Raw genomic sequence first — 20,950 nt, 5'->3', positions numbered from 1 at the left:
CAACGATGGGAACACGCTATCTGGCGCATGGCATGGTCGATGCCGAGGGCCTGTTGACCGCAGCCGACGAGCCGCTTGCGGGACTGCAGCACGCCTGTGGCGGGGACATCGGCGGAACGGTCGCCATCCCCGAGCTGCTGGCTCTGGTCACCAAAGCTCAGCGCTACGGCTTGCGATTGGCCCGGCAGTTCTGCGCTATCGATGGCGAGGAGAGGATTACCGCGTGGGTGGAGATCGAGCCGACCACCGCGACGGACGGTTCGGTGGCCGGTTGCGAACTGGCGATCGTCTCGTGGCAGACCGAGGAGATGCCGCGCGAAGACGAGGTCGAAGCGGCCCGGCGGCGCAGCGAGATCGCCCGCAATTTGTCGGATCTCGCCGCCCGGCTCGATCCCGATCAGAACGTCCTCTCGGTCGAAGTCGATGCACCCGACCTCACCCGGCTGGAACTGGCGATGCAGGGCGGTACCGGCCGGCCATGGACCGATTTCGTCGATTTCCCGGGGAACACCCACCTCCAGCCGCTACACTGGCGGCTGCTCGACGGTGCAGAATGTACGGTTGAGGGATCGAAGCGGAGTTGGACGGCGCATCTGGAACCGCTCGGCCAGCCCGAGCCCGGAAGTGCAGGCTTCGTGCTGCACCTTTCGGCGAACAAGCCGCTCGGCTTTCACGAATTTGACCTGGGCGAGACGAAAACCCCTGACGCCCCTTCGCTGGGTAGGGATATCTCCCCGGTGTTGCGCCAACCGATCAACCGGATCATCGCCAATGCGGAGACCATCCGCACGAAGCTCGCTGGGCCGCTGGCGGAAGAATACAGCGATTACGCTGCCGACATCGCCAGTGCCGGCCAGCACCTGCTGTCGCTGATCGACGATCTGTCCGATCTCGAAATCGTCGAGTCGGAAGATTTCGTCACTGCCCCCGACCGGATCGATCTGGGCGACGTGGCGCGGCAGGCCTGCGGGATACTCGGGGTCCGCGCGCGGGAAAAGGGCACCACGCTGGTTCCGCCGGTGAAGGGCGAGGGGCAGCTGGCGATCGCCGAATTCCGCCGGGTGCTGCAGATCCTCATCAATCTGATCAACAATGCGATCCGCTACTCACCCGAAGGCAGCCAGGTGTGGATCCGACTCGACCGCATCGGGCAACGCGCGATGATCACGGTGGCCGATCAGGGCCATGGCATCCCGGAGGATCAGCAGGAAAAGGTGTTTGAAAAGTTCGAGCGCCTGGGACGCAGCGGCGATGGCGGCTCGGGGCTGGGACTCTATATTTCGCGTCGGATCGCCCGCGCGATGGATGGCGACCTGACCGTCGAAAGCGCTCCTGGACAAGGTGCCCGCTTTACCCTGTCCGTGCCCGCAGCGGAGGAACTGCGAAGCCGACCGCGCGAGGGGCCCGACGCAACTATTGTCGAAGTGCCCGAGGGCAAGTGACACAAAAAAGGGGCGCCGAAGCGCCCCTTTCCTTCAAATCGGTATGATCGACGCTCAGCGCTTGTCGATTGGCACATAGTCCCGCTCGGTCGGGCCGGTGTAGAGCTGGCGTGGACGACCGATGACCTGGCCGGGATCGGAGATCATCTCGTTCCACTGCGACACCCACCCGACGGTGCGCGCCAGCGCGAACAGCGCGGTGAACATCGTGGTCGGGAAGCCGATCGCGGAAAGGATGATCCCGGAGTAGAAATCGACATTGGGGAACAGCTTCTTCTCGCGGAAATAATCGTCGTTGAGCGCGATCTCTTCCAACTGCATCGCGGTCTCGAAGACGGGGTCGGTGACGTTGAGCGCTTCGAACACCTCGCGCACGGTCTTCTGCATCACCGTCGCGCGCGGGTCGTAATTCTTGTACACGCGATGACCGAAGCCCATCAGGCGGAACGGGTCGTTCTTGTCCTTGGCGCGCTCGATATAGTGCGGGATGCGGTCGGGGGTGCCGATTTCCTTGAGCATGTTGAGCGCCGCCTCGTTCGCGCCGCCATGCGCCGGACCCCAAAGGCAGGCGATGCCCGCCGCGATGCAGGCGAAGGGGTTGGCCCCCGACGAACCCGCCAGGCGCACGGTCGAGGTCGAGGCGTTCTGCTCGTGATCGGCATGGAGGATGAAGATCCGGTCCATCGCCTTCTCCACCGCCGGGTGCAGTTCATATTCCTCGGCGGGGACGCCGAAGGTCATGCGCATGAAATTGCCGGTGTAGCTGAGCGAGTTGTCGGGCTGCAGAAACGGCTGACCGATCGAGTATTTATAGGCCCAGGCCGCGATCGTCGGCATCTTGGCGATCAGACGGTGCGAACTGATCTTGCGATGCTCTGGGTCCGAGATATCGGTGCTGTCGTGATAAAAGGCCGAGAGCGCGCCGACGACGCCGCACATGATCGCCATCGGATGCGCATCGCGCCGGAAGCCCTGATAGAACTGTCGCAGCTGATCGTGCAGCATGGTGTGCCGCGTGATCGTGTAGTCGAAATCGTCGAGTTCGGCCTGGCTGGGCAGTTCGCCATTGAGCAGCAGGTAGGAGACTTCCATGAAGCTGGAACTCTCGGCCAGTTGCCCGATCGGGTAGCCGCGATGAAGCAGGACGCCTTCCTCGCCATCGATGAAGGTCAGCGCGCTTTCGCAGCTTGCGGTCGATTTGTAGCCGGGATCGAATGTGAACTTGCCGGTCGATCCGTAGAGCTTGCGAATGTCGACTACGTCGGGTCCGCAACTGCCCTGGAGCACGGGGAAGTCGACACTGTCGTTGCCGATCTCGAGTTTGGCCTGCTTGTCGGTCATGGCTGCCTCCTTGGCTGTTAACTGTTGTTCCGTACGCCTGCGGGATCGGTGGCCTGCGCGTCGATTCGCGCGAGCGACTCGTCCTTCCCCAACAGGACCAATACGTCGAAAATGCCCGGGGATGTGGTCGTCCCGGTGAGCGCGGCGCGCATGGGCTGGGCTAGCTTGCCGAGCCCGAGTTCGAGGCGTTCCGCAAGCGCCTTGATACTGGTCTCGAGGGGGTCGATTGTCCAGTCATTTTCACCGCGCAAAGCGGCGCCGACATGACCCAGCCGGACCCGGCTTTCGTCGTCCAGAAGCGCCTCGGCCTTCTCCGTCATTGCGAGCGGGCGGGTGGCGAAAAGGAAGCTCGCGCTCTCGGCCAGTTCGCCCAGCTGCTTGGCCCGCGGTTTGAGCACGGGCATCGCGCGGGTGAGCAGATCGCGGTCGGCTTGCGCGCCGATCCGCTCGGCGACCAGTTCGGCCAGCCGCGCATCGTCGGCCTCGCGGATATAGTGGCCGTTGAGGTTCTGGAGCTTCTTGATGTCGAAGCGCGAGGCGCTCTTGCCGACGCCGTCGAGATCGAACAGCTCGACCGCCTCGTCGCGGGTGATCTCCTCGCGATCGCCATGGCCCCAGCCGAGCCGCAAGAGATAGTTGAACAGCGCCTCGGGCAGCACGCCTTCCTCGTCGCGATAGGCCTCGACGCCCACGGCCCCGTGGCGCTTGGAGAGCTTGGCGCCATCGGCGCCATGGATCAGCGGGACATGGGCGTAGACGGGCTGAGGCCAGCCGCCCTCGATCGCGTCCATCGAATGGTAGATCGGCAGCTGGCGGAAGGCGTTGTTGAGGTGGTCGTCGCCGCGGATCACATGGGTAACCCCCATGTCGTGATCGTCGACCACGACCGCGAGCATATAGGTCGGCGTCCCGTCGGCGCGCAGCAGGATGTAGTCGTCGATCTCGGCGTTACGCACCGTCACTCGGCCCTGAACGGCATCGTCGATCGCCGTTTCGCCCTCGGTCGGGGTCTTGAGGCGAACGGTGTAGGGCGCGCCTTCCGGTGCCTCCGCCGGATCGCGGTCGCGCCAACGCCCGTCGTAGCGCATCGGCTGCTTGGCGGCACGCTGCTCCGCGCGCATCGCCTCCAGATCCTCGGGCGTCGCGAAGCATTTGTAGGCGTGCCCCGCCTCGAGCAGCGTGAGCGCCACTTCGCGGTGACGACCGGCGCGCTGGGACTGGTAGACGGGCGGTTCGTCATAATCGAGGCCGAGCCAGTCGAGCCCCTCGAGGATCTTGTCGATCGCCTCCTGCGTCGAGCGCTTGGCGTCGGTATCTTCGATCCGAAGCAACGTCCTGCCGCCGTGATGCCGGGCGAACAACCAGTTGAACAGCGCCGTACGTGCGCCCCCGATATGCAGGAAACCGGTTGGCGAGGGGGCGAAGCGCGTCACGACCTGTTGTGCTGTCGCAATGCTATCGCTTGCCATCGTCTCGCGTTTCCCTTCAAGTGGCTGCATGGCGACGCAGACAGCGCCGGAGGTGCCGCATCCGGGGGCCGGGGGGCCAGGCGATGCTGCAGTGCAGCGCCCATGGCGCAAGCGGCTCCGCTTGTCCAGCTTGGGCGATGCCGGCGAAGCATTCCTCGCCAGATCGGGGTTCGACCGGGGACCCTGGCTCACTGTGGGTTTCGCGGCCGGAATCGGCAGCTGGTTCTTGCTCGACAGCGCCTTGCAATGGCTGGGTTTTGTCGCGCTGTGCATGCTGTCCGCGATGGCTGCGGTAGCCCTATGGCGCGGCCGCGACGACCGTGTGCGACTGCTTGTGACCGCGGTGTCGCTCTGCATCGTGTTGCCGGCGGGCTTGACCACCATCTGGGTGCGTTCGGAGATGGTCGGCGCGCCGGCGATCGCCTTCGCGCGCGCGGCCCAACTCGACGCGCGAATACTCGAGCGCGACGAACAGCCCGCGGAGGGCCGGGTCCGGCTGGTACTGGCGGTTCGCGAGGCGGAGCGAGCGCGAGCCATGAAGGTGCGTGTCAACGTCCCGCTGGGAAAGGATTCCGCGACCTTCACGGAAGGCGCGCGAATCCGGCTGCGGGCACGGCTGATGCCACCGGCATCGCCGATCCTGCCGGGGACCTATGATTTCGCCCGCGCCGCCTGGTTCGAGGGCTTTGCCGCGACGGGATCGCTGATCGGCGACATCGAACTGGTCGAACCTGCCACCCAGGACGACGCGCTGGCGCTCGCGCAGCGACGGCTCAGCGCGCATGTCCGCGAGAGACTGGACGGATCGCCGGGGACGATCGCCGCAGCCTTCGCGAGTGGCGATCGCGGCTCGATCGCGGAGGGGGACGATGCGGCGATGCGCGACTCGGGGCTCTACCATCTGCTCTCGATCAGCGGCGTCCATGTCAGCGCGGTGATCGCCGCAGCGTTCTTTCTCGCGATGAAGCTGCTGGGGGCGTGGCCATGGCTGGTGCTGCGGGTGCGTCTGCCGCTGGTCGCCGCCGGCATCGGGGCGTTCGCGGGGATCGGCTATACGCTGCTGACCGGTGCCGAGGTGCCCACGGTGCGCAGCTGCATCGGGGCCTTGCTGGTACTTCTGGCGATCGCATTGGGGCGTGAGCCGCTGTCGATGCGGATGGTCGCGGTCGCGGCATTCGCGGTGCTGCTGCTTTGGCCCGAGGCGCTGGTGGGGCCCAGCTTCCAGATGAGCTTTTCCGCAGTGATCGCCATCGTGGCATTGAGCGGCGCGGGCTGGGTCAAGCGCTTCCTCGCCGCGCGCGAGGAGAGCTGGCTCGCGAGAACGGGGAGACGCGTGGCGATCCTGTTCCTCACCGGCCTGCTGATCGAATTCGCGCTGATGCCGGTGGTGCTGTTCCATTTCCACCGCGCCGGTTTCTACGGAGCCTTCGCCAATGTAGTGGGAATCCCACTCGTGACATTCGTCACGATGCCGCTGCTTGCGCTGGCGCTGATGCTCGATCTGGTCGGCCTCGGGCAGCCGGTGTGGTGGCTGGTGGGACAATCCCTCGACCTGCTGCTTGCGCTTGCGCGCTTCGTTGCCGAACAACCCGGAGCGGTGCAGTTGATGCCGCAGATGCGCCTGGGCACGCTGCTGGTGATGTTGGCCGGGCTTTTGTGGATCGCCCTATGGCGGGGACGGGTGCGCGCCTGGGGCCTAGTGCCGGTGGTGCTCGGGGTGGGAATGTTCCTTGCCACGCCCAAGGCCGATTTGCTGATCACTCGCGACGGGCGCCACCTCGGCATCGTCGGCGAGGACGAGCGTTTGCTGGTCCTGCGCGAAAGCCGCAGCTCCTACGCACGTGACAATCTGCTCGAGATGGCGGGTTCCGATGGAGCAGTGATCCCGCTCGACCGCTGGCCGCAGGCGCGTTGCACGCCGGAATTCTGCACCATCACACTGCGCCGCAGGGAACGTGTCTGGCATGTGCTGATCGGACGAAATCGCCAAATGGTCGAGGAGCGCGCGCTCGCGGCGGCCTGCGATCGTGCGCATATCGTGGTGGCCGACCGGTTCCTCCCGCGCAGCTGCCGCCCGCTGTGGCTCAAGGCCGACCGGCGGTTTCTCGAGCGCGAGGGCGGGACACTGGTCTATCTCGCGGATGGCGAAGTGCGCACGGTGGCACAAAGCCAGGGCACGCATGGCTGGTGGCGTGGAACACCCGACTGACGTGGCGCTCGGCGGCGCTCAGTGGTAGCGGCGCAGGAGCCCCGCGAGCCTGCCCTGGACCTGCACCTGCTCCGCACGATAGACCTGCGGCTCGTAGGAGGAATTGGCCGGGTCCAGCGTGATCCGACCGTCCTGCCGGCGCAGATATTTGAGCGTCGCTTCCTCGTTATCGACCAGAGCCACGACGATTTCGCCATCGCGCGCCGTATCGGTGCGGCGGATGAGCGCGAAATCGCCGTCGAAAATCCCCGCCTCGATCATGGAATCGCCCGAGACCTCGAGCGCATAATGGTCGCCGGGGCCGAGCAGCGCAGCGGGCACGGGAAGGCTGGTCTGCCCCTCGATCGCCTCGATCGGCGCGCCCGCAGCGATCCGTCCGTGCAGCGGAAGTTCGATTATGTCGTTGGCCGGTTCGCGCGCCACCGTTTTCGCGGCGAGTTGCGGCAAAACCGTATCATTGGCGGGCTTTGGGCTGCGGTTGGGGGGCACGGCGTCCTCGGGAGTACGGATCACCTCGAGCGCGCGTGCGCGGTTGGGCAGACGACGGATGAACCCGCGCTCCTCCAGTGCGCTGACAAGGCGATGGACACCCGATTTCGACTTGAGGTCGAGCGCTTCCTTCATCTCCTCGAAGGACGGAGAGATGCCGTTTTCTTCCAGCCGCAGCTGGATGAAGCGGATCAGCTCGTGTTGTTTGCGGGTCAGCATCGCATGGTCCTTGTGTCAGATGCCTGGCTTACCGGGCGAACGAACACGGAACAAGTACGAAACAAATGCAGCGCCGTCAAGCCCGCTCAGGAGAGGAGCAGGCAGGCGATGGGGTCGCCGGTCGTGGCTGCGGCGGCGTGCGGCGGACGGATCGCGAGCGCATCGGCCCGCCGCAGCGTGTGGAGCGCGCCGCTGTCCTGATTGTCGAGTGGGTGGATCGCGCCGCCGATGATCCTCGCGCGGACGAAATCCTGGCGATGGCCCACCGCAGGAAACGGCGCGCCCGCGGGCAGCAGGGTGGGCTGCGGAAGCGCCACGGCCGCGCCGAGCATGGTGCGCAGCAGCGGCAGGACCAGCATCTGCGCGGTGACGAAGGCAGAAACCGGATTACCGGGCAGGCCGACGGCGATGGACTTGCCGAGCCTCGCCACCATGACGGGCCTACCCGGGCGCATCGCGATGCGCCAGAAATCGACGCTGCCGCCTAGCCGCTTCAGCGCGGGCTGGATCAGATCGTGATCGCCCACCGATGCTCCGCCGGTGGTGATGACGACATCGGCATCGGCGTGCGCCGACAGAGCCTCGATCACTGCTTCGAGCCGGTCGGGAACGATGGCGGACGAAGCCGTATCGACCGGCAATTGTGCCAGCATCGCCCCAAGCATGATTCCATTGCTCGCCGGGAGATGCGCCGGGCTCGGCAGAGCCATGCCCGGTTCGACCAGTTCGTCTCCGGTGTCGAAGATCGCAACGCGTATTCGCCGATGGACTGGAAGCGTGCCATGCCCGGCCATCGCAGAAAGCGCGATCAACCGCGCGTCGATCATTTCACCTGCGGATGCCAGTGCTGTGCCGGGCATGAAATCATGTCCGGCACAGCGGATATGCGCGCCTCGACCGGGGGGACCCTCGCCGGTTAGCCGCAGCGTCTGTTCGTCGCGCTCGGCATCTTCCTGGACGAGGATCGTGTCGGCACCGGCAGGCAGGATCGCTCCGGTCGAGATCCTCGCCGCCTGACCGGGCTGCAGCATACCTTCGAACGGCCGTCCCGCCGCGCTTTCTCCCGCGAGGGACCAGGGGCCGGGCAGATCCACCCAGCGGATTGCGTAGCCGTCCATCGCCGACAGATCGGCAGCAGGCTGGCCGCGCACCGCGGTCAAGGGACGTGCGAGATAATGACCCAGGCAGCGCCCGAGCGGCAGTTCGACTACCGGGGTGGGGCGGGCGAGCGCCAGCAGGCGCTGCTGCGCTTCGGAGAGCGGCAGCAGGCCGGCGCCGCTCACGTGTCCTTGGCCAGCCACTCGCCCGATTTGCCGCCACTCTTGGCGAGCAGGCGCAGCGGACCGATGGTCATCCCCTTGTCGATCGCCTTGGCCATGTCGTAAATCGTGAGCAGGGCGGTGCTCGCGGCGGTCAGCGCCTCCATCTCGACGCCGGTCTTGCCGCTGGTGCGCACCTTGGCTTCGACCCGGATACCGATATCGACGTAGTAGAAATCCAGAGTGATACCGTCGATCGAAAGCGGATGGCACAAGGGGATCAGATCGCTGGTGCGCTTGGCCGCCATGATCCCGGCGACGCGTGCGGCGCCGAGCACATCGCCCTTCTTGATATCGCCCGCGCGGATCGCCGCGATAACCTCGGGCGCCATCGCTATGAACCCCTCGGCGATCGCTTCGCGCGCACTGTCGGGTTTGCCCGAGACATCGACCATCCGCGCGGCCCCCTCCGAGTCGAGATGGCTCAGCCCGCTCATCAGTTGGGCGTTCCGGTGAGCAGGCGGCGAGTGGCGTCCTCGATATCGCTCTGCCGCATGAGCGCTTCGCCGACGAGGAAACTGCGCACCCCGTGCCGCGCCATCCGCCGGCAGTCGTTGTGTGTGAAGATGCCGCTTTCGCAGACCACCATGCGGCCCTCCGGGATCAGCCGGGAGAGCCGTTCGGTCGTCGCCAGATCGATATCGAAACTGCGCAAATCGCGATTGTTGATCCCGATCAGACGCGAGCTGAGCTTGAGTGCTCGATCGAGCTCGGCCTCGTCGTGGACCTCGATCAGCACATCCATGCCATAGGCCAGAGCGGCGCTTTCGATCTCGGCCATCCGGGAATCGTCGAGCGCGGCGACGATGATCAGCACCGCGTCGGCACCCAGCGCGCGGCTTTCGGCGACCTGCCAGACATCGACCAGGAAATCCTTGCGCAGGCAAGGAAGCGCGCAAGCGGCGCGCGCCGCTACGAGGAAATCGTCATGTCCCTGGAAGTACGGACTGTCGGTGAGCACCGAGAGGCATGCGGCGCCGCCGGCCTGATAGGCGGCGGCATGCGCAGCGGGATCGAAATCCTCGCGGATCAGGCCCTTGGAAGGACTGGCGCGCTTGATCTCGGCGATCAGTCCGAAGCCGGTCTGCGAGGCCAGCGCCAAAGCCTTAGTGAAGCCGCGCGGCGCGCTTTGCTCGACCACCAGGCGCTCGAGCTCGTCAAGCGAGCGGTCTTGCCGGCGTCTGGCAACCTCGTCGCGCTTCACTGCGCAGATTTCCTGCAGCTTGTTCATGCTGCCGCCGCCATCGCGATCCAGCGCTCGAGCAAGCGCTCTGCAGCGCCGCTGTCGAGGGCCTCACGGGCGATCTCGGCGCCATCGCGCCAATCGGTTGCCTTGCCAGCGACGATCAGGGTCGCGGCCGCGTTGAACAATACGGCATCGCGATACGGACCAGGTGCGCCGGTCAGCAACTGCCGAAGCGCCTTGGCGTTGTGAGTGGCATCGCCGCCGCGGATCGCCTCGACGGAAGAATGGGGCAGCTGCGCCATTGCTGCGTCCACGCGGCGCATCTCGAAAACTCCGCCGCGCACATCCGCGAGCTCGTTGCCGCCCGCGAGGCTCAATTCGTCGATCCCCTCGTCACCCGAGGCGATGAAGGTGCGTTCGGTGCCCAGCCGCGCCTTGGCGGCGGCGTAGATGGGCACGTAGCCGGGGCGTGCGATACCGATCAGCTGGCGCCGGACGCCCGCCGGATTGGAGAGCGGCCCCATAAGGTTGAAGATCGTCCGCCTGCCGATGCGCTGACGGATCGGCTGAATGCGCGCCATTGCGGGATGGTGGTTCTTGGCGAACAGGAAGCAGATGCCGAGCTCGGCGAGCGATTTTTCCGCGCTGCGTCCAGCGGCTTCCATGTCGAGCCCGAGAGCTTCGAGCGTGTCCGCCGCTCCCGATTTGCTGCTGGCCGCGCGATTGCCGTGCTTGGCGACCGGCACTCCGGTCGATGCGACCACCAGGCTGACCGCTGTCGAGACGTTGAGCGTGTGGTGCCCATCGCCGCCGGTGCCGCAGCAATCGACCGCATCGGCTGGCGCGGCGACCGGGATCAACCGGCTGCGCAGCGCCCGAGCGGCGCCGGCGATCTCGTCGCTGGTTTCGCTGCGCTCGGTCATCGCGACCAGGAAGCGCGCGATGTCGTCGTCTGCGACTTCGCCATCGAGGATCCAGCCGAAGACTTCCTCCGCTTCGGTCTCGTCGAGCCGTGCCTCGGCGGAGGGAAGCTGGTTCATGCCGGCACCTTTGGATCCATGCCGCAGAGGCGCAGGAAATTTGCCAGAAGCGCGTGGCCATGCTCGGTGGCGATGCTCTCGGGGTGGAACTGGACGCCGTGGATCGGCAGATCGCGATGGCGGAAACCCATCGAGCTCGTTCCGTCGAGTCCGGGGGTCTCGCTGGTGGCATTGACTACCAGACTCTCGGGAACATCCTCGACCACCAGCGAATGATAGCGTGTGGCGACGAAGGGCGAGGGCAGGTCCGCGAAGACACCGCCGCCGTCGTGGGTAACCGCGCTGGTCTTGCCGTGCATCAGTCCGCCCTGGACTACGCGCCCGCCGAAATGCTGGCCGATCGCCTGATGGCCGAGACAGACCCCGAGCAGCGGCAGCTGTGCATCCGCGCAGGCGCCGACCAGATCGAGGCTGATACCCGCTTCGTCGGGTGTGCATGGCCCAGGCGAAATGAGCACGCCTCGCGCGCCGCTCGCGATCACCGCGCTCGCCGCGAGCGCATCATTGCGTTCGACCCGCACCTCGGCACCGAGCTCCATCAGATAGTGGACCAGATTGAAGGTGAAGCTGTCGTAATTGTCGAGGACGAAGATCATTCCTCGGCGCTCGCCCTTTTCTCGACCACGATCAAGGGACCGATCGCCGCGCCGCTGTCGAGCCGCCCGGTGGCGGGGTTCCAAAGCGCCGACACATTGCCGTCGAGATAGAGCGCGTTGGAGACCGACAATTCGTCGCGATAGAACCGCGCCAGCTTGCCAAACGAAATCGGCGCATTGGATATGACGAAATGCGCGCGGCCCTTGGCATCGATGCCGACGCTGTTGCGGATCAGACGGGACTCGCCATCGGTCGAAATCTCGGGGTGAAGCTTGCCGTCGATGACCAGCATTGGCCCCGATTGCGTGCCGAAATCGGGGCGTTCGCTGACATTGGCGAGGAAATCGGCGGTGGTGCGGATCTCCCATTTGTCGCCGCTACCGAAGAAGACGCCGTTGGGATCGAGGTGGAAATTGCCCTCGCCATCCTGGGTGTTGAGCGTCTTCAGCCGCTCGGAATCCTCGACGTAATAGCCGATCGGGTCGCCCTCGTCGTCGAACATGCCCGCGTTCATCGCAAAGGCGACGGTCTCGGGATCGCGCGCTCCGGCAAGCGCTGAGAGGCTGCGGTAGTTCTCACCATCGCCCTCCGCGAGTGCGGTGGAGATGCGATGGCGCGAGGGTACCGCAAGGCAGTGCGTAAGCGAGCTATCCTCGAAGATCACCGAACGACAAGCAGACTCGACCTGGCTGGCAATCGTCGCCTGGGCGTCTTCTGGCGAGGCAGTCTGCGCCGGGGTGCCGAGAGCATTGCCGCCGATCTCGGCGCGGGCGATCGGTTCGCCTTCGGGCTGTTGCTCGCAGCCGGCGAGCGCGCAGGCCGCAAGCGCCAAGGTGACGAGGCTCCGCTTCACTGGCTTTCTCCATTCTCTCGGGTGATGCGAAAGGCTTCGTCGGCTGCGGCGCGCAGCGCGCCCGCCTTGGCGAAGCATTCGCGCAATTCATAGTCCGGATCGCTGTCGGCGGTAATCCCGGCGCCGGCCTGGACATGCATCGTGCCGTCTTTCAACACCGCGGTGCGCAGCACGATACAACTGTCGAGCGAGCCATCGGGTGCGAAATAGCCGACCCCGCCGGCATAGGGGCCACGGGCTTCGGGTTCGAGCTCGGCGATGATCTCGCAGGCGCGCAATTTGGGTGCGCCGCTGACCGTGCCAGCGGGAAACCCCGCAAACAGCGCGTCCAGCGCATCCTTTGTCGGATCGAGCCGACCGACGACATTGCTCACGATATGCATGACATGGCTGTAGCGCTCGATGGTGAAACTGTCGGTCACGGCAACGCTGCCAGCCGCCGCGACGCGGCCGACGTCGTTGCGCCCAAGATCGAGCAGCATCAAGTGTTCTGCGCGTTCCTTCGCGTCTCCCAACAGCGATTCCTCGGCGGCGCGATCGGCTTGCGAGGTCGCGCCGCGCGGCCGCGTCCCGGCGATCGGGCGGATGGTGACTTCGCCATCGCGAACCCTGACGAGGATTTCTGGGCTCGAGCCGACGACAGAAAATCCTGGAAGATCAAGGAAATAGAGAAAGGGAGAGGGGTTCACCCGACGCAGGGCGCGATAGAGTTCGATTGGCGGCAAGGGGAAAGGGCAGGTAAAGCGCTGGGCGAGCACGACCTGAAAGATATCGCCGGCGACGATATAGTCCTGCGCTTTCAAGACCATCGAGCGGTAAGCGGCGGCCTCGACCTCCGGCTTCAGCACCGCCCGTGCAGGAATGCTGGCGACCGCTGCCGACGCCGGAGCAGGTTGGGCGAGCCGCTCGAGCGTCTCGTCGATGCGGTTTTCGACCGACTCTATCCTCTCGGCGATTGTCGAATCGACATTCGACCACAGCGGCGCGACGCAGAACAGCATGTCGGTCAGATTGTCGAACACGAGTATCAGCGTCGGCCGCACGAAGATCATGTCGGGCAGACCGAGCCCGCCGCCCGAGGACCGCGGCAGATCCTCGCCCAGCGCGACGGTCTCGTAGCCGAAATAGCCGACCAGACAGGACAGCACCGGGGGAAGATCGTCGGGGACATCGATCCGGCATTCCGCGACGAGCGCGCGCAGGGCGGCGAGGGTATCGCAGCCGCAGGGCGCAAAGCTCTCGCGATCCTGTGACCAGTCGCGATTGATCTGCGCCTCGTTCCCGTCCGCGCGAAACACCAGATCGGGAGCCAGCCCGAGCAGGCTGTAGCGCCCGCGGACCTCGCCGCCTTCGACCGATTCGAGCAGGAAATCTCCGCGCTCCGGCTCGATCAGCTTGAGCGCCGCGCCGATCGGCGTCTGCGTGTCGGCAAGCACGCGGCGCCACACCAGCGCCGGACGTCCGGCGCTCAGTTCGGCTGCGGCGTGCTGAGCCCCCTGCGACCGGGTCAGCGCCGCCTCCTAGCGCTCGCCGGCCAACTGGCGACGGACCGCGTCGATGGCGGTCTCGTTGCGCTCGACCCCCATCGCTTCGCGCATCGCGATCACCAATTGATCGGCGTATTCCTGGCCCACGGTCTCGCCGAGCTGCGACTGCGCCTGCGCGATCAGCGGATCGTCGCCGGCCATCTCGCCGAGTTCGATATCGTCCAGATCGACAACGAACCAGCCAAGATTGTTGGTCGCCTCGAGCCGTTTGCTCGTCCCCTCTGCCATGCTGAACAGCAAAGCGAGCGGCGGCGGAATGCGCTGGTCGCCGCGCCGGGCGAGATCTTCGCGTGTCAGTGCGATCTGCTCGGCGGCGGGAAGACGTACGTCTTCGGCTGCAAGCGCACTCGCCATCGTGGCGCCATCCCGCAGCCGCGCGAGCACCCGGTCCGCCGCAGCACGGGCCGCTTGCGAACCCTGCGCCAGTTTCCAGCTGGTGATCACATCCTCGCGGATCTCCGCCAGCGGCGCGGCGGCCGAAGCGGTGATGTCGGCGGTCTCGAAGATGGCAAAGGTATCCCCGCGAGCCACTTCGCCGACCTGCGGTTCGCTCTCTTCCATCTGAAACGCCGTCTCGAGAACGGGTGCGATCTCTTCCGAGATGGTCTCGCCCTGCGTTCCATAGACGCCTCCATCGGCGGTGACGGGAGGGGTGCTGCGAACGGTGAGGCCAAGGTCCTGCGCGATCGCGGTCAGCGTCTCGCCATCGTCGATCCGCTCCTCGATCTGCGCCGCGAGGTCGACCAGCGCGCGCACGCGCTTTTCCTCGCGGATGGTCGACGCCAGTTCGTCGCTGACCTGCGCGAGGCTACGGCCCGGCGTGGTCTCGACCGAGTCTACTCGCGCGACATGCCAGCCGAGCGGACTGCGCGTCGGTTCGGTGATTGCCCCGCGGGCCGCGTCGAAATAGGCTTGCGCGACGGCCGGGGAAGCATCGTCGGCCACTTGCGCGCGCGACTGGGCCTCAAGCGTGGAGGTGCGGAAGCCGGCTTCCTGAGCGACCGAAGCGAACGACGCGCCAGCGGCGACGCGTTGGCGGATCGCCTGCGCCGCCTGCTGCGTCGGCACGATCAACTGGGTGAAGCTGCGTGCCTCGCTGGCAGCGTATTCAGCGCTATTCTCCCGATAACGCGCGGCGATCTCGGCATCGGTGGGCGCGATCGCATCCTCGATCTCTTCCTCGCCGAACAGCGCATAGCGAATTACGCGCCGCTCGGGACGGATGAAATCGCCGCGGTTTTCCTGGTAGTAGGCCTGCAGCTGCGCCGCACTGGGATCGCCTTCGGGGAAGAATGCGCCCGAGGGCAGGAAGCCGATCGCGCCCTCGCGGCGCTCCTTGAACAGACGGGCATAGCGGGTCGCCAGGGAAAGCGGAATGGTCGCACCGAAGCTGGCCGGGACCAGCATCTGCTGCGCGAGCAGGCCCGAACCGATGTCCTGCCGGACCATGGCGTCGGTCAGTCCTTGCGCGGCAAGCGTCTGATTGTAGGCATCCGCGCTGAAATTGCCGTCGGGGCCGCGGAATGCTCCGATCTGACGGATCTCGCTGTTGATCAGATTGTCGCCGGCCCGCAGACCAAATCGTTCGGCATAGGTCGCGATCGCATAGCGTGCGATCAGCTGATCCAGCACCTCTTCCAGTCCTCCCTGGGCAATGAAAGCCGGCATCGACAACGCCGGATTGTCCTGCCGCAGCCGGTCCAGCGCGGTGCTCGCCGATTGCGCCAGTTCGGCGCTGTCGATCCGCTCGTCGCCCACCACGGCCACGCGTTCCCCGCCGGCGACGCCGCCGAACATCCCCGTATTGGCGACATCGCTGCTGGCAAATGCGAAAGCGATCAGAGCAAGGAAGGCAAAGGTGATCGCCAGGCCGAACTTCGACTTGAAGAAACTGCGGAAAAAAAGAAGCATGACAGGGAAGCTATCCGAAAGGTGCAAAGTGCAGGGCGAAACCGCCGGCTCCGGGCGGGGCCGTTGCGGTTCGCTTTATCCGCGCTGCGACCTTGCCGCAACAGGTGGCGAAGGTTTTGACGCGGAACGTCCGGTCGGCTAGCGGAGCCTCCCCGCCGAGCCCATATTGGCGGCCTACTCGAACATCACAGCAGGAAGAACGCATGGCCGAACGGCCCTACATAGTCGGAAACTGGAAGATGAACGGCACCCGCGCCATGCTTCCCGAAGCACGCGCGATCGATCGTGCCGCGCAGCGCAACATGAAGGTGGAGGTGGCGATCGCGCCGCCGTTCACGCTGATCCATGCCGTTCACCGCGAGGCCGAGCAGATCGGCGTCGGCGCGCAGGATTGCAGCTGCGATCCCGATGGCGCGCACACGGGCGATATCTCGGCGGCCATGGTGGCCGATTCGGGCGCGAAATTCGTGATTCTCGGACACAGCGAACGCCGCAGCGCGCATGGCGAAACCGATTCGCTGATCGCGAGCAAGGTTCGCTCGGCACTCGACGCCGGGCTGCGAATCATCCTGTGCTGCGGCGAAAGCGAAGCGACGCGGGATGCGGGCGAGGCCGAGAACTTCGTCCTCGATCAGCTCCGTAGCAGCCTTCCCGATACCGACAATGCCGCCGAGAAGGTCACCGTCGCCTACGAACCGATCTGGGCGATCGGCACCGGCAAGACCGCGGGTCTCGAGGATATCAGCGCGATGCACGGCGCGATCCGCGCCTTGCTGGTCGAGACTTATGGCGAGGAAGCCGGCACAGCGGTGCGAATCCTCTATGGCGGTTCGGTAAAGCCCGAGAACGCCCGCGAGATCCTGGCGCTCAGCGATGTCGACGGAGCGCTGGTAGGCGGGGCGAGCCTGTCCGCGGAGAGCTTCCTGGGTATCGCGGTGGCCGCCTCGGAAACCGAAGAGGCCTAAAAACCGCCGCTCCCCCGGCGCGGTCTTGTCGCGGCGCGCGGCTGCGCCTAGATGCGCGGTGCAGATCCTGATACGGAATTTCCATGTTTCTCTTCCTGACCATCCTACAGGCGATCGTCGCCGCAGCCCTCGTCGGTGTCATCCTGATGCAGCGTTCGGAAGGCGGCGGCCTCGGCATCGGCGGCAGCCCGACCGGAATGCTCAGCGCCCGCGGGGCGGCCGATTTCCTGACCCGCTCGACCCGCTGGCTCGCGGTGCTGTTCGTGGCGCTTTCTATCGCGCTGGCCGCAGTCGCCGCCAGCAGCGGCGGCGCGGACACGCTGGAAACGACGCTCGACCGTGATGTTGCGCCGATCGAGCGTAGCGATCCCCTCGGTAGCGATCCTCTGGGTAGCGATCCTCTGGGCGGTGCTCCGGCTCCGGTCGCCGATCCGGTAGCGCCGGCCCAGCCGATCGAGCCCGCGACCGACCCGCTCGCGCAATAAGGGTTCGTCGGCGCGCATAGTTCTGTGGATGGAACGCGTCGAAGCGCGTTCGCTCTTCCGAATGCGCTTGCGCCGACTCCCGATGCAGGACTAACAGCCACCTCCCATGGCGCGGTACATTTTCATCACCGGCGGCGTGGTCTCCTCGCTCGGCAAAGGTCTTATGGCGGCTTCGCTCGCAGCTCTGCTGCAGGCGCGTGGCTACAAGGTCCGGATTCGCAAATTCGACCCCTATCTGAACGTCGATCCGGGGACGATGAGCCCCTATCAGCACGGCGAAGTCTATGTGACCGACGACGGGGCCGAGACCGATCTCGACCTCGGCCATTACGAGCGCTTTACCGGCGTTTCCGCACACCAGTCGGACAATGTCACCTCGGGTCGGATCTACCAGCAGATCATCACTCGCGAGCGCCGCGGCGACTATCTCGGCGCCACCGTGCAGGTGATCCCGCATGTCACCGATGCCATCAAGCAATTCGCGCTGGCTGATCAGGGCGATCACGATTTCATCCTGTGCGAGATCGGCGGGACCGTCGGCGATATCGAGAGCCTTCCGTTCATGGAGGCGATCCGTCAGATGCGGAACGAGCTCGAGCCGCTGCAGACGCTTTCGATCCACGTCACGCTGGTGCCCTATATCGCCGCCGCAGGCGAGCTGAAGACCAAGCCCACGCAACACTCGGTCCGCGAGCTGGCGAGCCTTGGCATCAAGCCAGACATGCTGCTGTGCCGCGCCGAGCGCCCCATTCCCGAGAGCGACCGCCGCAAGATCGCGCAATTCTGCAACGTTCGCGCCGAAGCGGTCATCCCGGCGCTCGATGCGCCATCGATCTATTCGGTGCCGCTGCAATATCACGGCGAGGGGCTCGATCGCGAAGTGCTGCGCGGGTTCGGCATCACCGATGCCCCCGAGCCCGATCTGTCGCGCTGGTACGATGTGGTCGATCGCTATTCCAATCCCGAGGGCGAGGTCACGATCGGCGTGGTCGGCAAATATGTCGGCCTGCCCGACGCCTACAAATCGCTCAACGAAGCCCTAGTCCATGGCGGCATGGCGCATCGCGTGAAGGTCAACATCCGCTGGATCGATGCCGAGGTGTTCGAGCAGGACGATGGCGACATCGCCGCCCAGCTCGAACCGCTGCACGCCATTCTGGTGCCCGGCGGGTTCGGCGAGCGCGGGTCTGAGGGCAAGATCGCCGCCGTGCGCTTCGCGCGGCAGCGCAAGGTGCCGTTCTTCGGCATCTGCCTCGGCATGCAGATGGCGTGTATCGAAGGTGCGCGCGAGGCCGGCTTCGCCGCCGCCTCCTCCACCGAATTCGGCGCCACAGGTGAGCCGGTGGTCGGGATCATCACGGAATGGATGAGCGAAGCGGGCCTGCAAAAGCGTGCCGAAGACGGCGACCTGGGAGGCACCATGCGGCTGGGCGCTTACGACGCGGCGCTGACCGGCAACAGCCATGTCTCGCGGATTTATCATGGCGCCCGGACGATCTCGGAACGGCATCGCCACCGCTACGAGGTCAACAGCGCCTACATCGAACCGCTGGAAAAACAGGGTCTGGTGTTCTCCGGAATGTCGCCCGACGGGCTGCTGCCCGAGATCGTCGAACGACCCGACCATCCGTGGTTCGTCGGGGTGCAATTCCATCCCGAGTTGAAGTCGAAACCCTTCGATCCGCATCCGCTGTTTTCCGGATTCGTAGGCGCGGCGCTCGAACAGGCGCGATTGGTCTGAGTTTTTTGCTGCCGAGCGGTGGGACCGCTTCGGTTCTAACGTTCTGAAAAGCGGCGCAATACGGATCAGCTTGGCATCGACCGAGTGGTCCACGATGGCAGCGAGCCTCCATCAGCCCTTTATCTTTTGACATAGTTGTTGCAAAGATCGCGTCCGCAATGCCTGCGGCATCGCGAACGGCTTATTGTGCGACAGATTGTTGCGCGAACGGGGCTTGCTTCGACGTTGGTTGTCTTCTGCGACCCGGACGATCGACATCGGGGCTTGGCGGCGTCATGCGTCGCGGGGGCGGAGCGCAAGCTCCGCCCCCTATTCGTTTCAGGTCGTTACTGCTGGGTAAGGGAGGGGAATTACGCCGCTGCGGCGCTGTCCTCCTCGTCATCCTTCACCACCTCCAGCGCGGCCTTGCCGCCGATGGCGATCTTCTTGGGCTTCATCGCCTCGGGCACTTCGCGCACCAGATCGATGGTCAGCATCCCGTCGGCGAGGTCGGCGTTCGCGACCCGGACGAAATCGGCCAGTTCGAAGCGGCGCTCGAACCCGCGGTTGGCGATGCCGACATGCAGCATCTCGCCATCGGGCTGGTCGTCGCGTTTACGGCCCTGAACGGTCAGCAGGTTCTGCTGCGCGACGATGTCGAGATCGGCATTCCGGAAGCCAGCCACCGCCAGCGTGATGCGATAGGAGTCCTCGTCGCGCCGCTCGATGTTGAAGGGAGGGTAGTTCTCGCTCGAACTGTTGCGCGCCTGGCTTTCGAGCAGATCGAAAAGCCGGTCGAAGCCCACGGTCGAGCGGCGATAGGGGGTAAGATCGATACGGTTCATAGAAACAAATCCTCTTCTGAGCAATTTGATACACTGAGGGAACCCGCACTCGGCGGCGCTCCCGCGATCGTCCATCGCGCCCTTGTGGGCCACGTCGGACGGTATCGAGATAGGTGGGTGCAGAGCCTTGTCAAGACAGCTATGCAGACTGCCAAAGTCAATTTGTTCGAAGGGTTTTCATGTCCACTCCCCCCGTCACGATCTACACCAAGTTCAGCTGCGGCTTCTGCTCGCGCGCCAAGCGCCTGCTCGACGAAAAGGGCGTCGAATATACCGAGCACGACATAACCATGGGCGGTCCGATGCGCGACGAAATGCAGGCGCGGGCTCCGGGTGCGCGGACCGTGCCGCAAATCTTCATCGGCGACACCCACGTAGGCGGATCGGACGATCTGGCTTCGCTTGAGCGCACGGGAAAGCTCGACGCGTTGCTCGCCGGGTGAACGCTTTCGGATGATCCGGATTGCCATCCTCCAGATGACCGCCGGGATCGACCCGGAGGTCAACTTCTCTGCCATCCGGGATGCCGCCCACGAGGCGCGCCGGGCGGGCGCAGAGGTGCTCTTTACACCGGAAATGTCGTTGCTCTTGGACAAGGACAGACAGCGTGCCGCCGAGCATGTCGTGCTTCATGAAGAGTCCAGATACGTTCCTCTGCTCAGGAACCTCGCCGAAGATTGCAAATTGCACATTGCGCTGGGCTCGATGGCCGTCGCTCTTCCCGATGGACGCTGGGCCAATCGCTCGATGCTGTTCCGGCCCGGCGGCGAGGAGCCGGCGTGCTACGACAAGATCCATATGTTCGATGTCGACCTTGCGAGTGGCGAGAGCTGGCGTGAATCCAATGCCTATCGTGCGGGCGAGGACGTCGCCGTCGAAGAAATGACGATCGTCCGGAAAACAACCGATGGCGAGGAAGAGCAAACGCTCAAGCTCGGCATGACCATCTGTTACGACATCCGGTTCCCTGGCTTGTTCGATGCTCTTGGTCGAAAGGGCTGCGACGTGATCGCCATCCCCGCTGCTTTCACCGTCCCCACCGGCGAAGCGCATTGGCACGTCCTCCAGCGGGCGCGAGCAATCGAGGCGAGCGCCTATGTCGTCGCCGCGGCGCAGGTCGGTGATCACGAAGACGGCCGCCGCACCTATGGCCATAGTCTGGTGGTCGATCCCTGGGGCGAGGTGGTGCTGGACATGGGCGGCGAAAAACCAGGACTGGGCTTCGCCGATATCGACCTCGACCGCATCGCGGAGGTACGCCAGCAGGTGCCGAGCCTTGCGAATCGGCGCGAAATCGCCAACTAGCGCGCCTC

19 protein-coding genes are annotated in these 20,950 nt (G+C 65.4%); 7 read left to right on the top strand and 12 right to left on the bottom strand.

Features of this window, described 5'->3' with window-relative positions:
- Nucleotides 1-5 precede the first annotated feature (5 nt).
- On the top strand, nucleotides 6-1,442 hold the full coding sequence (locus tag Q9K01_RS07490; RefSeq protein WP_305929585.1) for a sensor histidine kinase: 1,437 nt from the start codon (nucleotides 6-8) through the stop codon (nucleotides 1,440-1,442).
- A 54-nt stretch (nucleotides 1,443-1,496) separates the two neighbouring features.
- On the opposite strand, the gene Q9K01_RS07485 is transcribed toward Q9K01_RS07490, so the two are convergent.
- Both Q9K01_RS07485 and gltX read right to left on the bottom strand, forming a co-directional pair.
- Nucleotides 1,497-2,783, bottom strand: a complete 1,287-nt coding sequence (locus tag Q9K01_RS07485) for a citrate synthase (RefSeq protein WP_305929584.1) — start codon at nucleotides 2,781-2,783, stop codon at nucleotides 1,497-1,499.
- A 17-nt stretch (nucleotides 2,784-2,800) separates the two neighbouring features.
- Nucleotides 2,801-4,252 (bottom strand): glutamate--tRNA ligase, encoded by a 1,452-nt coding sequence (gene gltX, locus Q9K01_RS07480; RefSeq protein ID WP_305929583.1) that lies wholly within the window; start codon nucleotides 4,250-4,252, stop codon nucleotides 2,801-2,803.
- Nucleotides 4,253-4,280: 28 nt separating this feature from the next.
- On the opposite strand from gltX, the gene Q9K01_RS07475 reads away from it, so the two are divergent.
- Nucleotides 4,281-6,461: a ComEC/Rec2 family competence protein gene (locus Q9K01_RS07475; protein ID WP_305929582.1), complete on the top strand. Its 2,181-nt coding sequence runs from the start codon at nucleotides 4,281-4,283 to the stop codon at nucleotides 6,459-6,461.
- A gap of 18 nt (nucleotides 6,462-6,479) precedes the next feature.
- On the opposite strand, the gene lexA is transcribed toward Q9K01_RS07475, so the two are convergent.
- The 9 genes from lexA to Q9K01_RS07430 all read right to left on the bottom strand — a co-directional run bounded on the left by lexA (nucleotide 6,480) and on the right by Q9K01_RS07430 (nucleotide 15,622).
- Nucleotides 6,480-7,169, bottom strand: a complete 690-nt coding sequence (gene lexA, locus Q9K01_RS07470; RefSeq protein ID WP_305929581.1) for a transcriptional repressor LexA — start codon at nucleotides 7,167-7,169, stop codon at nucleotides 6,480-6,482.
- A gap of 86 nt (nucleotides 7,170-7,255) precedes the next feature.
- Entirely contained in the window at nucleotides 7,256-8,452 is a 1,197-nt protein-coding gene (locus tag Q9K01_RS07465; protein ID WP_305929580.1) for a molybdopterin molybdotransferase MoeA, read from the bottom strand.
- Nucleotides 8,449-8,925 (bottom strand): cyclic pyranopterin monophosphate synthase MoaC, encoded by a 477-nt coding sequence (gene moaC / locus Q9K01_RS07460; RefSeq protein ID WP_305929579.1) that lies wholly within the window; start codon nucleotides 8,923-8,925, stop codon nucleotides 8,449-8,451. The genes Q9K01_RS07465 and moaC overlap by 4 nt, the downstream gene beginning before the upstream one ends.
- A complete protein-coding gene (gene trpC / locus Q9K01_RS07455; protein WP_305929578.1) occupies nucleotides 8,925-9,719 on the bottom strand; it encodes an indole-3-glycerol phosphate synthase TrpC in 795 nt (264 codons plus the stop codon). The genes moaC and trpC overlap by 1 nt, the downstream gene beginning before the upstream one ends.
- Entirely contained in the window at nucleotides 9,716-10,714 is a 999-nt protein-coding gene (gene trpD, locus Q9K01_RS07450; RefSeq protein ID WP_305929577.1) for an anthranilate phosphoribosyltransferase, read from the bottom strand. The genes trpC and trpD overlap by 4 nt, the downstream gene beginning before the upstream one ends.
- Nucleotides 10,711-11,310, bottom strand: coding sequence for an anthranilate synthase component II (locus tag Q9K01_RS07445; RefSeq protein ID WP_305929576.1), 600 nt, complete (start codon nucleotides 11,308-11,310; stop codon nucleotides 10,711-10,713). Before Q9K01_RS07445 ends, trpD begins: the two co-directional genes overlap by 4 nt.
- Nucleotides 11,307-12,164, bottom strand: a complete 858-nt coding sequence (locus tag Q9K01_RS07440) for a phosphodiester glycosidase family protein (RefSeq protein ID WP_305929575.1) — start codon at nucleotides 12,162-12,164, stop codon at nucleotides 11,307-11,309. Before Q9K01_RS07440 ends, Q9K01_RS07445 begins: the two co-directional genes overlap by 4 nt.
- Nucleotides 12,161-13,675, bottom strand: a complete 1,515-nt coding sequence (gene trpE, locus Q9K01_RS07435; protein ID WP_305929898.1) for an anthranilate synthase component I — start codon at nucleotides 13,673-13,675, stop codon at nucleotides 12,161-12,163. Before trpE ends, Q9K01_RS07440 begins: the two co-directional genes overlap by 4 nt.
- Nucleotides 13,676-13,684: 9 nt before the next feature.
- On the bottom strand, nucleotides 13,685-15,622 hold the full coding sequence (locus Q9K01_RS07430) for a peptidyl-prolyl cis-trans isomerase (RefSeq protein ID WP_305929574.1): 1,938 nt from the start codon (nucleotides 15,620-15,622) through the stop codon (nucleotides 13,685-13,687).
- 203 nt (nucleotides 15,623-15,825) lie between these two features.
- Here Q9K01_RS07430 and tpiA point away from each other — a divergent pair, with 203 nt between their 5' ends.
- From tpiA to Q9K01_RS07415, 3 genes are all read left to right on the top strand, one after another.
- Nucleotides 15,826-16,587, top strand: coding sequence for a triose-phosphate isomerase (gene tpiA / locus Q9K01_RS07425; RefSeq protein WP_305929573.1), 762 nt, complete (start codon nucleotides 15,826-15,828; stop codon nucleotides 16,585-16,587).
- Between the two features lie 83 nt (nucleotides 16,588-16,670).
- Nucleotides 16,671-17,072, top strand: coding sequence for a preprotein translocase subunit SecG (gene secG / locus Q9K01_RS07420; protein ID WP_305929572.1), 402 nt, complete (start codon nucleotides 16,671-16,673; stop codon nucleotides 17,070-17,072).
- 106 nt (nucleotides 17,073-17,178) lie between these two features.
- Nucleotides 17,179-18,813 carry a CTP synthase gene (locus Q9K01_RS07415; protein ID WP_305929571.1) on the top strand — a complete coding sequence of 545 codons (1,635 nt, stop codon included), beginning with the start codon at nucleotides 17,179-17,181 and terminating at the stop codon, nucleotides 18,811-18,813.
- A gap of 350 nt (nucleotides 18,814-19,163) precedes the next feature.
- On the opposite strand, the gene Q9K01_RS07410 is transcribed toward Q9K01_RS07415, so the two are convergent.
- Nucleotides 19,164-19,637, bottom strand: a complete 474-nt coding sequence (locus Q9K01_RS07410) for an Hsp20 family protein (RefSeq protein ID WP_305929570.1) — start codon at nucleotides 19,635-19,637, stop codon at nucleotides 19,164-19,166.
- Nucleotides 19,638-19,816: 179 nt separating this feature from the next.
- On the opposite strand from Q9K01_RS07410, the gene grxC reads away from it, so the two are divergent.
- Nucleotides 19,817-20,080, top strand: coding sequence for a glutaredoxin 3 (gene grxC / locus Q9K01_RS07405; protein ID WP_305929569.1), 264 nt, complete (start codon nucleotides 19,817-19,819; stop codon nucleotides 20,078-20,080).
- 10 nt (nucleotides 20,081-20,090) lie between these two features.
- Complete coding sequence (locus Q9K01_RS07400; protein WP_305929568.1) at nucleotides 20,091-20,942, top strand: carbon-nitrogen hydrolase family protein; 852 nt, start codon at nucleotides 20,091-20,093, stop codon at nucleotides 20,940-20,942.
- Nucleotides 20,943-20,950: the final 8 nt, after the last annotated feature.

It is taken from the genome of Qipengyuania benthica (assembly GCF_030717865.1).
GTDB lineage: Bacteria > Pseudomonadota > Alphaproteobacteria > Sphingomonadales > Sphingomonadaceae > Qipengyuania > Qipengyuania benthica.
The sequence above is the reverse complement of the archived record's forward strand: the minus strand, read 5'-3'. Positions and strand labels throughout refer to the sequence as shown.